We start from the raw sequence: 14,047 nt of genomic DNA, 5'->3' as shown, positions 1-14,047 counted from the left end.
TGTTCACCACAGCCATGGGACCCGGGGCTGCCAGCAAGAACCCCAAGGAGAACCATGGCGAACAAGGAAGCTGCGGTCGCCGAGCTCACGGAGTCCTTCCGTAGCTCGAACGCCGTTCTGCTCACCGAGTACCGCGGTCTCACGGTCGCGCAGCTCAAGGAGCTCCGCAACTCGATCCGTGAGCACGCCACGTACGCCGTGGTGAAGAACACGCTGACCAAGATCGCGGCCAACGAGGCAGGCATCACGTCGTTCGACGACGAGCTCGCCGGTCCGTCCGCTCTCGCCTTCGTCCACGGTGACACCGTCGCCGTCGCGAAGTCGCTGCGTGCATTCGCCAAGGCGAACCCCGAGCTCGTGGTGAAGGGTGGTTACTTCGACGGTAACCCGCTCTCCGCGACCGAGGTGGACAAGCTCGCCGACCTCGAGTCCCGTGAAGTGCTGCTCGGCAAGCTCGCCGGCGCCTTCAAGGCCTCGCTGTTCGGTGCTGCGTACCTGTTCCAGGCACCCCTCTCGCAGGCCGTCCGCACCGTGGACGCCCTCCGCGAGAAGCAGGAGTCCGCGGCCTGACCAGGCACGCGTTCCACAACCACACCACGCATCAGTAAGTAGTAGGAGAAAATCATGGCGAAGCTTTCGCAGGACGAGCTCATCGAGGCCTTCAAGGAGCTCACGCTCATCGAGCTCTCGGACTTCGTGAAGAAGTTCGAAGAGGTCTTCGAGGTCACCGCTGCTGCCCCCGTCGCGGTCGCCGCGGCCGGTGGCGCTGCTGCCCCCGCCGAGGAGGTCGAGGAGAAGACCGAGTTCGACGTCGTGCTCAAGTCGGCCGGTGACAAGAAGATCCAGGTCATCAAGGAGGTCCGTGGCCTCACGTCGCTCGGCCTGGGCGAGGCCAAGGCGCTCGTCGAGACCGCCGACGCGAAGATCCTCGAGGGTGCGAACAAGGAAGCTGCCGACAAGGCGAAGGCTGCCCTCGAGGCCGCTGGCGCCACCGTCGAGCTCGTCTGAGTCCGACCGTCTGGTCACGAAGGCCGCTGCCCCCCGGGGCGGCGGCCTTCGTCGTGTGCGGGGCCGCGGCGCCGGCGGCGCCGAGCCTCGGCTGGGCGGACACTTCGCGCTTCCGTTCTGCCCGAGGACGTCCGCCTGGCCGAGCCTCGGGTCGTCGTGGTATCAGATGGTGATGCCGTGCTGACGGAACAACGTGCGGAGGCGCTCGGGATCGGCGAGGTGCCACCACGTGACCCGGATGACGGTCCTGACCTGCGGGAGGGCGCGCAGCTGGTCCTCACGGATCTTCTCCTGCCAGAGGACCTGTGCCCCGTCCCGGCCCGCGAGCATCGTCGGGTCGACGTACTTCTGTCGTCCGTCGAACTCGAGCACCACGCCGAGGCTCGGGATCCAGAAGTCGACGCGCCGGATCGAGCCGTCCGGCAACCGGAACTCGTGTTGCGGCGCGAGCGGTCCGACGCCCAGTTCGACCAGGCGGATCGCCGTGTAGGACTCACCGACCGATTCGTGCCGGGCGTCGAGCGCCGCGGCGACCAGACGCGCCCGGCGCGACCCCCGTGCGGGCGGCGGAGGAAGGGCGCGTCCGAACTCTGCGGGATCGACCGTTCCGCTCCGGACGCCGTGGTCGATCGTCACCGCGGCGGTGCTCGGGACACACGTCGTGGCGACGAGGACCGCCGTCACCATCGGACTGGTCACCCTGATGTCGCAGAACCGATGTGTCGACTCGAGTGGAACGGCCCGCTGCGGTGCATGCCGGACGAGGCCTTCGCGATGGGTGGTCGACGTGGCGTCGAGGTCGATCACGTGCACGCGGTCCGGCGCGGCCCCGAGCATCGGCCAACCGTACAGGACCGCCGCGGTCATGTGGGAGAACACGTCGCTCGCCCTGAGTTCCGGGATGATCGCCCGGGCGAGCATGCGGTGCCGAGCGGCCGGGGGAAGTGCCTCCCACTCGCTGGTCCGCACGTACACTCCGGGCCGGAGACGGACGAGTCTCCCGGCGGCGCGCTGCCGTCGGAGTGTCCTCGCGGCCGAGGGGTCCGTCGGGAGGGCTCGGAGCAGGGTGGGTTCCTCGGTGGCGTTCACGGACCCGAGACTCGCGCTGCCGGATGCGCCTCGGGCCTCCGAACAGTGCCCTGTGGAGCGTCCTGACGATCCACAGCTGCCGGTGCGGTGCCGAGGCTCGCCCTGCCGGGCACATTCGGGCTGCGTTCACGCTGGAAGTGTCCGCAGGGCCGAGGCTCGGCTGCGCCAGCGCGCCAGCGCGCCAGCGCGCCAGCGCGCCAGCGCTACGCCAGCGTGCTGTGGCGGCGACCGTAGGCCAGGTACAGGACCGCGCCGGCGGCCATCCAGATGCCGAAGGCGATCCACGTGCCCGCGCCGAGCGTCACGGCGAGGAACAGGCAGAACAGCACGCCGAGCACCGGCACGACGGGGAAGAACGGCACGCGGTACGAGCGGTCGAGGTCCGGCTGCGTCCGACGGAGCACGATCACCGAGACGTTCACGAGGGCGAAGGCGATGAGCGTCCCGATGCTCGTGGCGTCGGCGAGTTCACCGAGCGGGACCAGCGCCGAGACGATCGTGACGACGACGCCGACGATGAGCGTGTTCGCGATCGGGGTGCCCGTCCGCGGCGACACCCGTCCGAACACCTTCGGCACGAGCCCGTCCCGCGCCATCGACAGCAGGATGCGGGTCTGCCCGTACAGCACGGTGAGCACCACGCTCGCGATCGCGACGACGGCCCCGATCGAGAACACGAGGGCGACGACGGGCTGCCCGGTGACGTCGACGACGATGCGGACGAGCGAGGCCTCGTCCGCCGAGAACGACGTCCAGGACCGTGCACCGATCGCGGCGACCGCGACCAGGATGTACAGCGCGGTGATGAGGGCGATCGACCCGATGATCGCGCGCGGCAGGTCCCGTCGGGGGTCCTTCGCCTCCTCCCCGGCGGTCGAGGCGGCGTCGAAGCCGATGTACGAGAAGAACAGCCGGGACGCCGCAGCGCTGATGCCGGCCGCGCCCATCGGTGCCAGCGGCTCGAAGTTCCCGGCCCGGAACGCAGAGAACGCGACCACGACGAAGAACACGAGCAGGGCGATCTTCACGAGCACCATGACGGTGTTCACCCAGGCGCTCTCCTTCGCCCCGGGCAGCAGGACCAGCATCGCGATGACGACGAGCGCCGCCGCGGGCAGGTTCACGAGGCCGCCGTCACCGGGAGGCGCGGACAGCACGGTGGGCAGGTGCAGGCCGAAGACCCGCAGCGTCTCGTCGACGTACTCGCTGGCACCGACGGCGACCGCCGCGACCGACACCGCGTACTCGAGGACCAGGCACCACCCGCAGACCCAGGCGATCCCCTCGCCCATGGTCGCGTAGGTGTAGGAGTAGCTCGACCCGGACGTCGGGACGGCGCCGGCCATCTCGGCGTAGGACAGCGCCGACAGGAGCGCCGCGACACCGGCGATGACGAACGAGATCCAGACGGCGGGCCCCGCGAGTGGCACGGCCGTGCCGAGCACGACGAGGATGCCGGTGCCGAGCGTCGCACCGACGCTGATCATCGTGAGGTGCCAGACCCCGAGGGTGCGCCGGAGCGGCTGCCCGTCGACGCCGTCGGCGGCCTCCGCGCGGAGCTGGTCGACCGGCTTGCGCCGGAGGAGCTGGTGGGTGAGTGACGGCGCGGACGACATGGGACCTCACGAGAGCGCTTGCGGGGGACGCGACATCGTCCCACGGCCCTCGGAGGGGGTCCAAACCCAGCGGATCCGTCCCTCCACACGGGAGGCCCGGATCACCTCCGTCCACAGCCCTCGGCGAACGCGTCGGGCCGGGTCCGTCCGCGGGCGTACATTCGTGCGAGGACGGCGCCGGTCGGCGCGGGAAGGGTTCGGATGAGTCGGATGGACGCGGTCGCGGGCGGCGGCGGCATGCGGGGTGGTGGCGGCGGCGGTCCCCGTGGCCGGATCTCGAGCGGTGACCCGGAGGCGCAGCGCGCGGCGAACGCCGAGGCGCCGCAGATCCCGCACCTGGTCCGTCGCATCGCCGGACTGTTCGTCCCGCACCGTCGGGCCATCGTCCTGACGGTCGTGCTCGTCCTGGTCGGGGCGGCCCTCTCGGTGGTCCCGCCACTGCTGACCCAGCAGGCGTTCGACCGCGGCCTGTTCCCGGGGGGTGGCGGACCGGACGTGCCGGTGCTCGCCGAACTCGTCGGCGCGATGATCGGGCTGTGGGTCCTGAGCGCCGGGATCGGTGTCTGGCAGACCTACCTGACCGCCACCGTCGGCAACAAGGTCATGGGCGCGATGCGGATGCGGCTCTTCGGGCACCTGCAGCGCATGGAGCTCGCGTTCTTCACCCGGACGAAGACCGGCGTCATCCAGAGTCGTCTCCAGAACGACGTGGGCGGGGTCGCGAGCGTCCTCAACAACACGATCTCGTCGGTCCTCGGCAACACGGTGACGGTCATCGCCGCCGTCGTCGCCATGCTGCTCCTGAGCTGGCAGATGACCCTGGTGGCGGTGGTGCTGCTGCCACTGCTCGTCATCGCGCAGCGCAAGGTGGGCAAGGTCCGTGCCCGCATCGCGGCGCAGACGCAGGAGTCCCTGTCCGACATGACCGCGATCACGCAGGAGACCCTGAGTGTGTCGGGGATCCTGCTCGCGAAGAGCTTCAACCAGCAGCGCGCCGAGATCCACCGCTACGGGGACGAGAACCGCAACCAGATCGGCCTGCAGGTGCGGCAGCAGATGTCGGGCCAGTGGTTCTTCGCCATCGTGCAGATCTTCCTGTCGATCATCCCGGCGGTCATCTACCTCGTGGCCGCGTACCTCATCATCGGCGGCGTCCCGGTCACCGCCGGCACGATCGTGGCCTTCACGACCGTGCAGTCCCGGCTGCTGTTCCCGACCGTGGGCCTGCTGCGTGTGGTGCTCGACCTGCAGACGTCGGGCGCGCTGTTCGCCCGCATCTTCGAGTACTTCGACCTGGAGCCGGCGATCACGGACGCGGCCACCGCGAAGCCGGTCGACGAACGACGGGTGGGGCACGTGGCGTTCGACCACGTCTCGTTCTCCTACCCCGACGGCGAAGCCGACAAGCCCACCCTGCGCGACGTCTCGTTCGAGTTGCAGCCCGGACAGTTCGCGGCCTTCGTCGGACCGTCCGGTGCGGGCAAGACCACGATCTCGTACCTGGTCCCGCGGCTGTACGAGGCGACCGCCGGCTCGGTCCGGTTCGCGGGGCAGGACGTGCGCGACGTCGTGCACGAGGACCTCATGGCGCACATCGGCATCGTCAGCCAGGAGACCTACCTGTTCCACGCGAGCATCGGTGACAACCTCCGCTACGCGAAGCCGGGGGCGACCGACGCCGAGATCGAACGTGCGGCCCGTGCGGCGAACATCCACGAGACGATCGCCTCGTTCCCGGACGGGTACGACACCATCGTGGGGGAGCGCGGCTACCGGCTGTCCGGCGGCGAGAAGCAGCGCATCGCCATCGCCCGCGTCCTGCTCAAGGACCCGCCCGTGCTCGTGCTCGACGAAGCGACGAGCGCACTCGACTCCATCTCGGAGCGGGTGGTGCAGGCCGCGCTGGACACCGCAGCCCGGGGGCGGACGACGATCTCGATCGCACACCGCCTGTCGACGATCCGCGACGCCGACGTCGTCTTCGTGGTCGACCACGGGCAGATCGTCGAGCAGGGGACGCACGACGAACTGCTCGCCCTCGGCGGCACCTACGCGACCCTGCACGAGCAGCAGAGCGACCCCGTCGTGGCCGCTCGGGAGTGACCCGGCGACGCCGTAGTGCGCGAGATCTGTTCGCCCTGCGCTGACACCGCGGAGGTGTTCGTCACCAGAGGTCGCACATCGTGGCGGCCCGCCTACACTCGTGAGGTGCGTTACGCGAACTCCGTCATCGACCTCGTCGGCGACACCCCGCTCGTCAAGCTCAACCGGGTCACCGAAGGGGTCCGGGCGACCGTCCTGGTGAAGGTCGAGTCCTTCAACCCGGGTGGCTCCGCCAAGGACCGCATCGCGACGCGGATCCTCGACGCGGCGGAGGCGTCGGGCGAGCTGCGCCCCGGCGGCACCATCGTCGAACCCACCTCCGGCAACACCGGCGTCGGCCTGGCACTCGTCGCACAGCAGCGCGGGTACCGCTGCGTCTTCGTGCTGCCCGACAAGGTCGGCGAGGACAAGCGCAACGTCCTCACGGCCTACGGCGCCGAGATCGTCGTGACGCCGACCGCGGTCGCGCCCGACGACCCGGAGTCCTACTACTCGGTGTCCGACCGGCTCGTGCGGGAGATCCCCGGCGCCTACAAGCCGAACCAGTACGCGAACCCGAACGGCCCCCGCAGCCACTACGAGACGACGGGCCCGGAGATCTGGCGCGACACCGAGGGGCGCCTGACGCACTTCGTCGCGGGCGTCGGCACCGGCGGCACGATCTCCGGTACCGGCCGCTACCTCAAGGAGGCGTCCGACGGACGGGTCCGCATCGTCGGCGCCGACCCCGAGGGCTCCGTGTACTCCGGTGGGACCGGACGTCCGTACCTGGTCGAGGGAGTCGGTGAGGACTTCTGGCCCGCCGCCTACGACGCGGGCGTCCCGGACGAGATCATCGCCGTCTCCGACGCGGACTCGTTCGCGATGACCCGCCGCCTGGCGCGCGAGGAGGGCCTGCTCGTCGGCGGCTCGAGCGGCATGGCCGTCGTCGCCGCGCTCCGGGCCGCCGCGGACCTGACCGAGGACGACGTCGTGGTGGTCCTGCTGCCCGACGGCGGACGCGGCTACCTCGGCAAGATCTTCAACGACCGCTGGATGCGCTCCTACGGCTTCGCGGAGACCGAGGACGAGCGGAGTGTCGGCGACCTCATCGCGGGCAAGGACGGACGCCTGCCGGACCTCGTGCACGCCCACCCGTCGGACACCGTCCGCGACGTCGTCGACATCATGACGAAGTACGGCGTCTCGCAGATGCCGGTGCTCAGCGCCGAGCCGCCGGTCGTCATGGGGGAGGTCGTCGGGGCCGTCGAGGAGAAGGCGCTGCTCGAGCACGTGTTCACGGGTGCCGCGCAGATGGCCGACGCGCTCACCCCGTTCGTCGGCGACCCGCTGCCCCTCATCGGGATCGGGGAGTCCGTGTCGGCCGCACGCCGGGCCCTCGAATCCGCGGACGCCCTGCTCGTCGTCGGCGACGGCAAGCCGGTCACGGTGCTCACACGTCACGACCTGCTCACCTACCTCTCCGAGTGACGGCGGGCAGCCCCGCCGCGGCGAGACGACCCACCCAGACCGCACCGAGCCTCCAGGAAGGGGCACCCGCGACATGACCGAGTTCAGCACCCGCGCCATCCACGCCGGCCAGGAGCCCGACGCCGCCACCGGCGCCGTCATCCCGCCGCTGTTCCTGACGTCGACCTACGTGCAGGACGGGATCGGCGGCCTCCGCGGCGGGTACGAGTACTCCCGCTCCGGCAACCCGACGCGCGACTCGCTGCAGACGCTGCTGGCCGACCTGGACGGCGGCGTCGCCGCGTTGTCGTTCTCCTCCGGGCTCGCCGGCGAGGACGCCCTCCTCCGCGCGTACCTGGAGCCGGGCGCCCGGATCGTGATGGGCAACGACGTCTACGGCGGCACGCACCGCCTGGCGAACCGGCTGCACGTGCCGTGGGGGATCGACCTCGTCACCGTCGAGATGAGCGAGCCGGACCGGGTGCGCGCCGCGCTCGCCGACAGCCCCGCGAAGACCGTGCTGTGGGTCGAGACGCCGACGAACCCGCTCATGAAGATCGCGGACATCGAGACCCTCGCGGAGATCGGACACGACGCCGGTGCACTCGTCGTCGTGGACAACACCTTCGCCTCGCCCGCGTTGCAGCAGCCGCTGTCGCTCGGCGCCGACGTGGTCGTGTACTCGACGACGAAGTACCTCGGGGGACACTCCGACGTGGTCGGCGGCGCGGTGGTGCTGCGTGACCAGGAACTGGCCGACGCGGTGCAGTTCGTGCAGTTCGGCGGCGGCGCGATCTCGTCGCCGTTCGACGCCTGGCTGACCATCCGCGGCATCAAGACGCTCAGCGTCCGGATGGAGCGCCACTCCTCGAACGCGCAGGCGGTCGCCGAGGCGCTGCTCGGGCACCCCGCGGTGGAGCACGTGTACTACCCGGGCCTGCCCGAGCACCCGGGGCACGACGTCGCCGCGAAGCAGATGCGCGGGTTCGGCGGGATGCTCTCGGTGGCGCTCACCGGTGGCCCCGAGGCGGCCAAGCGCTTCGCGGAGTCCACGGAGCTGTTCGCCCTGGCGGAGTCGCTCGGCGGTGTGGAGTCGCTCATCGGGTACCCGAGCGAGATGACGCACGCGTCGGTGAAGGGCACCGAGCTCGCGGTGCCCGAGAACGTCGTCCGACTGTCGGTCGGCATCGAGGACGCCGGGGACCTCGTCGCGGACGTGCAGCAGGCGCTCGACCGCTGACCCGGAGCCCCGGCACCGCTCCGGCACGCACGCCGGGCTCCCTCGGCCCCGGGACCGCTACCGCACGCACACCGGGCTCACTCGGCACCGGGTCCGCGCTGGCACGGACGCCGCGCTCCCGCGGTCCCGGCGGGGCCCGGCGCCCGTGAGCCCGGCGTCCTACGATGACCGGGTGACCTCGACGACGGCGACCCGGGTGGGCGTGTTCGCGCCGCGGTACCTCGTGGCGACGGTCGGGATGGTCGCGATCGTCGCGGTGTCCGCGTTCCAGAACCTGGCGATGACGACGATCATGCCGGTCATCTCCGCGGACCTGCACGGCGAGACGCTGTACTCCCTGAGTTTCGCCGCGCCCCTCGCCGCGGGCGTGCCGGGCATGGTGCTCGCCGGGAACTGGACGGACCGGGCCGGCGGACGGGTCGTCGCATGGGTGTCCGCGTCCCTCTTCGCGATCGGCACCGCGGTCGTCATGCTCGCCCCGACGATGCCGGTCTTCCTGGCCGGACGGCTCGTCGAGGGGTTCGGCGCCGGCGCGATCGACGTCGTGCTCTACGTCCTCGTCGCCCGGGTCTTCCCGGCCGACCTGCACGGTTCGGTCTTCGCCGGGTTCGCGGCCGCCTGGGTCGTGCCGGCCCTCATCGGCCCGGCCGTCGCCGGCGTCGTGACCGACGCCGTCGGCTGGCACTGGGTCTTCGCCGGTGCCCTCGGGATCGCCGTCGTCGCGTTCGCCTGTCTGGTCCCGACGCTGCGGCACCTGCGTCCGCCCGCACCGGAGGCCCGGCCGCCCTGGCAGGGTCGGCGCATCGCCTGGTCCGGAGGCGCGTCCGCCGCCGTGCTGCTGCTCAACCTCGCTCCCGACCTGCCCGTGATGGTCCGGTTCGCGGCCGTCGGTGTCGGGTTGTCCGGTGCCTGGGTGGCGCTCCGGCCGCTCCTGCCCCGGCGGACCTTCACGGGCGGTGCCGGCCTGCCGTCGGTGGTGCTCCTCCGCGGCGTCCTGGCCGCGGGCTTCTTCGGCAGCGAGGCGTACGTGCCCTTCCTGCTCCAGGCGCAGCACGGCCTGGAACCCTCGACTGCCGGCCTGGCCCTCACGGTGGCCGCGCTGAGCTGGGCCGGCGCGAGCTGGTTGCACGGCCGCCTGGGTGAGGAACGCCTGCCGGCGACGCGGGCGTTCGGGGCCGGGCTCGCGCTCGTCCTGGTGAGCCTGCTGTCCGCGCTCGCGGTCGCCCTCGTCGACCTGCCGGTGTGGGTGCTCGTCGCCGGGTGGTTCGTCGGCGGCGCGGGGATGGGGGTGGCGTACCCGCGGACGTCGATGCTCACCCTCCGGTTCTCGCGCGAGGGCGACGACGGCTTCGCGAGTTCGGCGCTGACGATCGCCGACGCGTCGGGCAGCGTCGTCGGGTTGGCCGTGGCCGGGCTGCTCTTCACGACCGCCGGCGGTCGGGAGGAGCCGACGGCCTTCGCGCTCGTGTTCACCGCGATGACGGTGATCAGCCTCGTCGGGCTCGTCGCGGTGCGTCGCCTCGGTCCGGTCCCGGCACCGCCCGCGTCCGACGGGTAGCCTGGCAGACCCGGACCGAGGAGGACCCGTGCGCCGCACCGCCGCAGTCGCGCTGACCGCATCGCTGGCGGTCGGTGGCCTCGTGCTCACGGGGTGCACCGCGACGACGACGACGGCCCCGACGCCGGTGCGCAGCACGGACCTGACGAGCTCGGACGGCGGCTTCGCCGAGGACGCGGTGATCGGGGTCGTGCTGACGGCTGACGCGGCGACGCCGACCGACTCCGGCGACGGCCGCTCGTTGGCCACCCGGTTCCGCGAGGAACTCACCGAGGCCGGCTTCCGCCCCGACGTCCGGGTCGCCGGGGCCGACCAGCCCGCCCGGCAGCGCTCGGCCGTGCACGACCTGGTCCGGACCGGCGCGAAGGCGCTCCTCGTGCGGGCCGCCGACCCCGACGCGCTCCGGGCGGAGCTCCGGGACGCACACGACGCGGGCGTCGTGGTCGTGGCCCTCGGCGGTGCCCTGCCGTCGTCGGGGGGCGGCAACGACGGACTCGCGTCGGACTACCGCGTCGACGGCACGGACTCGGACGCCGACCTCGTCAGCCGGAGCGTCGACATGGTGTCGTCACTGCAGCGCGGCGAGGAGCCGCGGGACGGCGAGGACCCCGCGCAGTAGCGCAGCGGACGGGCCCGCCCACGCGGTGCGGCCGGGAGGCCCGTGGCCGGCCCGGAACGCCGGTGCGGCTCAGCGCCACCAGGCCGGGAACGACCGCGTGATCGTCTCGACGAGGGCCTTCCGGGAGTGCCGCGGACCGGCGAGCCACGCCTCGATCGCGCCGACGAACCCCTGTGCGACGAAGCCCGCCGCGACCGCGTCGATGATCTCCGGCTTCACCGCGGGGTCGAGTTCGCGGATGTGCAGGGCGCTCGAGACGGTGAAGTGCTCCACCAGCAGGCGGTGCAGGGAGGCGTCGTCCGGATCGGGGAGCGCGCGGGCGTAGATGTCCCGGTGCGTCGTGACGTGGTCGATGACGGCCTCGATGCCGCGGCGGGTGATGGTCGCCAGCTCGTCCGGTCCGGCGCCCCGCTCGACGGCGAGACGGTGCGCCTCGGCGTCGTCGGCGCGGATGCGGTCGAGTTCGGGCGTGAGCACGTCCGCGAGCAGCGACCCGGGGGAGACGGCGTGCGAGTAGAACGTCGCGCGGTTGATGCCGGCGGCGCGGGTGACGTCCGACACCGTGAGCTGCGACACCGGTCGGTCGGCGGCGAGACGGAGCACGGCCTCCCGGAGGGCGGCCGTGGTGTGCAGGATCCGAGCGTCCACCATGACGCTCCTCCCATCTCGTTCGCGGTGCTGCCGTCCCGTCTCGGTCGGCAGTCCGACGGTACCGCACCGCCGGGCGGGGTCACCGGTCCGCCGCACCGGCCTGCGCGGGGAGGACGGGCCTCCAGGCCGGCGACCGGGACCGGCGTGCCGCCCGAGCGTCCGGTGCGCGCGGAGCGCGGGGGCCGCGGTTGTCGTCCCGTCGGGCAGACCCGTACCATGGTGGAACGGACCGAATCGATTCGAGCGGCCGATCCCACCCCACTTCTGCCCTTCGGAGGACCTCGTCGTGTCCGCGCCTGCGACCACCGGCTCACTCAGGATCGTCCTGCACCCGGGTGACTCGCTCACCCGCGCGCAGCGGCTCGTCTACGTCTTCGTGCTCGGCGCGCTGACGGCGCTCGGACCCTTCACGATCGACCTGTACCTGCCGGCGTTCCCGTCGCTCGAGCGGGACCTCGGCATCTCGGCGGGCGCGGTGCAGCTCACGCTCACCGCGACCACGATCGGCTTCGCGATCGGGCAGCTGCTGGTCGGGCCGTGGAGTGACAAGGTCGGCCGCCGTCTCCCGCTCATCATCGCGACGAGCCTGCACGTCACCGCCTCGGTCTGCGCCGCCCTGGCGCCGAACGTCGAGGTCCTCGCGCTGTTCCGCGTCCTGCAGGGCATGGGCGCCGCGGCCGGTGGTGTCGTCGCGATGGCGACGGTCCGCGACCTGTTCGGCGGCAAGCCGCTCGTCCGGATGCTGTCCCGCCTGGCGATGGTGAACGGGCTGGCCCCGATCCTCGCGCCGCTCATCGGCTCGCAGATGCTCCGGTTCTTCCCGTGGCGCGGCATCTTCGTGTTCCTCGCCTGCTACGGCCTCGCGGTCGTCATCGCCTCGATCCTGCTCATCGTCGAGACGCTGCCGAAGGAACGCCGACAGGAGGCCGGGCACTCGACCATCGGGCAGCGGTACCGCGCCCTGTTCTCCGACCGCATCTTCGTCGGCGTCGCGCTCATCGGCGCGATGGTGTTCAGCGGGTTGTTCTCGTACCTCAGCGCGTCGCCGTTCCTGTTCCAGGGCGTCTTCGGTCTCGACGCCCAGCAGTACGGCCTCCTCTTCGCGGTCAACTCCGTCGGGGTCGTCCTCGGCGTGCAGATCTCGTCGCGGCTCGCACAGCGCGTCGGACCGCAGTGGATCCTCGCCTGCTCGACCGCCACGCTGTTCCTGGCCGCGCTGGCGATCGTCGTGCTCGACCAGCTCGGTGCGGGGCTCGTCGGGGTGCTCGTCCCGCTGTGGTTCTACATCGCGGCCTGCGGGTTCTCGTTCCCGCTCGTGCAGGTGATCGGTCTCGCGTCGCACGGCAAGGAGGCCGGCACCGCGGCATCGCTGCTCGGGGCGCTCAACTTCGGAGTCGCCGGGATCATCTCGCCGGTCGTGGGCCTGCTCGGCATCTCCACCGCCACGCCGATGGCCATGGTGATGGGGACGACCGCGTTCGTCGCGATCCTCGTGCTGTGGTTCGTCGTGCGGCCGAAGACGGTCCCGGCCCTCACGCACTGACGTGCGGGGGCGGTTCCGGCCTTCTCGCACTGCCGTCCGGGGGCGGGCTCAGCCGTCACGCGCTGACGCGCGGGGCGGCTCGCTCGGCCGTCACGCACTGACGCGCGGGGCGGCTCAGCCGTCACCGGCGGACGAAGCCGACCGTCTCGGCGACGAGGAGTCCGCCCACGGCCAGCACGGCGGCCCCGCCGACGAGGAGCATCGCCGCCGGTCGCTCGTACCAGTGGCGGAGTCGGGGCCAGCGACGCGCGAACTCCCGTGTCGACATCGAGCCGTCGAGCCGGTCGGTCCGGAGGTCGAGCCGGTCGACCAGTCGTTCGACGCCGTCGTCGCCCCACACGTCACCGCGGATGCGGAACAGCGCCTCGCCCGCGGCGTCCAGCGCGACGACGTCCCGGCTCGCCCGTTCGGTGGACGCGCCGTGCCGGGTGACGAGCAGCAGTCGGTGCACCCGTGGGCGGGCGAACGTCCGGGTCCCGGTGAGGACGCCGCGGATCGTGATGCTGTCCGGGTGCACCGCGACGAAGGCGGTGCGGAGTCGCAGGTACGCGGCGAGGACCGTCGCGGCGAGCAGGAGCACGACCGCGGCGACCAGCAGCCCGAGCCCGGTCGGGACGGCCGACCAGACGACCGCGACGGCGATCGGCAGGGCGGAGAACCCGATGCTCAGACCGGTCGAGCGGACGAGGGCCGCCCGCGGTCCGACGAGTTCTTCGGCCGTGCTCGTGTCGAGCGGTGTCGCTCGCGCTGTCGTGTCCCCCACGGCAGGTCTCCTCTTCCCCGGAGTGCACGGGCGCGGCGGAGCGCCGGGCCCGCGACGGCGCCCCTGCCGTCCGATGCTGGTCGAGTGCGTCGGGTCCCTCCGGCGCGCTCGTCCGGTCAGCATAGGGGAGCGGTCGGTGCGGGGACAGGTTGCCTCCCGCTTTCCGGAGGGTCCGGTGGAGACGGGGTGCGGAAACGTCCGCAGGGTGGGGGACCAACGAGGCCGATGCGTCGGACGCCGCTGGTGCCGGCCGCAACGACCGGACCCCCGCCGTGGCGGGGGTCCGGTCCGTGATGCGGAGGATGGGGGATTCGAACCCCCGAGGGCTTGCACCCAACACGCTTTCCAAGCGTGCGCCATAGGCCACTAGGCGAATCCTCCGGGCGTCACCTCACGGTGACGACACCC

12 protein-coding genes and 1 tRNA gene are annotated in these 14,047 nt (G+C 71.9%); 8 read left to right on the top strand and 5 right to left on the bottom strand.

What is annotated here, in order from left to right:
* Positions 1-54 precede the first annotated feature (54 nt).
* Positions 55-570, top strand: a complete 516-nt coding sequence (gene rplJ / locus DEI91_RS06390) for a 50S ribosomal protein L10 (RefSeq protein WP_111051486.1) — start codon at positions 55-57, stop codon at positions 568-570.
* Between the two features lie 54 nt (positions 571-624).
* Positions 625-1,008: a 50S ribosomal protein L7/L12 gene (rplL, locus tag DEI91_RS06385; RefSeq protein WP_110824614.1), complete on the top strand. Its 384-nt coding sequence runs from the start codon at positions 625-627 to the stop codon at positions 1,006-1,008.
* A 162-nt stretch (positions 1,009-1,170) separates the two neighbouring features.
* Here the strand turns inward: rplL and DEI91_RS06380 are convergent, their stop codons facing one another.
* Entirely contained in the window at positions 1,171-2,097 is a 927-nt protein-coding gene (locus DEI91_RS06380; protein WP_146244224.1) for a hypothetical protein, read from the bottom strand.
* 203 nt (positions 2,098-2,300) lie between these two features.
* A complete protein-coding gene (locus tag DEI91_RS06375; RefSeq protein ID WP_111051484.1) occupies positions 2,301-3,713 on the bottom strand; it encodes an APC family permease in 1,413 nt (470 codons plus the stop codon).
* 210 nt (positions 3,714-3,923) lie between these two features.
* On the opposite strand from DEI91_RS06375, the gene DEI91_RS06370 reads away from it, so the two are divergent.
* The 5 genes from DEI91_RS06370 (at position 3,924) to DEI91_RS06350 (ending at position 10,682) form a co-directional block, all read left to right on the top strand.
* Positions 3,924-5,816, top strand: a complete 1,893-nt coding sequence (locus tag DEI91_RS06370; RefSeq protein WP_111051483.1) for an ABC transporter ATP-binding protein — start codon at positions 3,924-3,926, stop codon at positions 5,814-5,816.
* A 105-nt stretch (positions 5,817-5,921) separates the two neighbouring features.
* On the top strand, positions 5,922-7,286 hold the full coding sequence (locus DEI91_RS06365) for a cystathionine beta-synthase (RefSeq protein WP_111051482.1): 1,365 nt from the start codon (positions 5,922-5,924) through the stop codon (positions 7,284-7,286).
* A 73-nt stretch (positions 7,287-7,359) separates the two neighbouring features.
* Entirely contained in the window at positions 7,360-8,505 is a 1,146-nt protein-coding gene (locus DEI91_RS06360) for a cystathionine gamma-synthase (protein WP_111051481.1), read from the top strand.
* A 172-nt stretch (positions 8,506-8,677) separates the two neighbouring features.
* Positions 8,678-10,063 (top strand): MFS transporter, encoded by a 1,386-nt coding sequence (locus DEI91_RS06355; protein WP_111051480.1) that lies wholly within the window; start codon positions 8,678-8,680, stop codon positions 10,061-10,063.
* 28 nt (positions 10,064-10,091) lie between these two features.
* Positions 10,092-10,682, top strand: coding sequence for a substrate-binding domain-containing protein (locus DEI91_RS06350; protein WP_181439509.1), 591 nt, complete (start codon positions 10,092-10,094; stop codon positions 10,680-10,682).
* Positions 10,683-10,751: 69 nt separating this feature from the next.
* On the opposite strand, the gene DEI91_RS06345 is transcribed toward DEI91_RS06350, so the two are convergent.
* Positions 10,752-11,333: a TetR/AcrR family transcriptional regulator gene (locus DEI91_RS06345; RefSeq protein WP_111051478.1), complete on the bottom strand. Its 582-nt coding sequence runs from the start codon at positions 11,331-11,333 to the stop codon at positions 10,752-10,754.
* A 286-nt stretch (positions 11,334-11,619) separates the two neighbouring features.
* On the opposite strand from DEI91_RS06345, the gene DEI91_RS06340 reads away from it, so the two are divergent.
* A complete protein-coding gene (locus tag DEI91_RS06340; RefSeq protein WP_111051477.1) occupies positions 11,620-12,876 on the top strand; it encodes a multidrug effflux MFS transporter in 1,257 nt (418 codons plus the stop codon).
* Between the two features lie 121 nt (positions 12,877-12,997).
* Here the strand turns inward: DEI91_RS06340 and DEI91_RS06335 are convergent, their stop codons facing one another.
* Together DEI91_RS06335 and DEI91_RS06330 are read right to left on the bottom strand one after the other, a co-directional pair.
* Positions 12,998-13,639, bottom strand: a complete 642-nt coding sequence (locus tag DEI91_RS06335; protein WP_111051476.1) for a hypothetical protein — start codon at positions 13,637-13,639, stop codon at positions 12,998-13,000.
* Between the two features lie 296 nt (positions 13,640-13,935).
* A tRNA-Ser gene (locus DEI91_RS06330) sits at positions 13,936-14,020 on the bottom strand.
* Between the last annotated feature and the right edge of the window lie 27 nt (positions 14,021-14,047).

Source organism: Curtobacterium sp. MCBD17_032, assembly GCF_003234855.1.
In the GTDB taxonomy this organism is placed as follows: Bacteria; Actinomycetota; Actinomycetes; order Actinomycetales; family Microbacteriaceae; genus Curtobacterium.
Note: the sequence above shows the minus strand (reverse complement) of the source record. Positions and strands in the feature narration are given on the sequence as shown.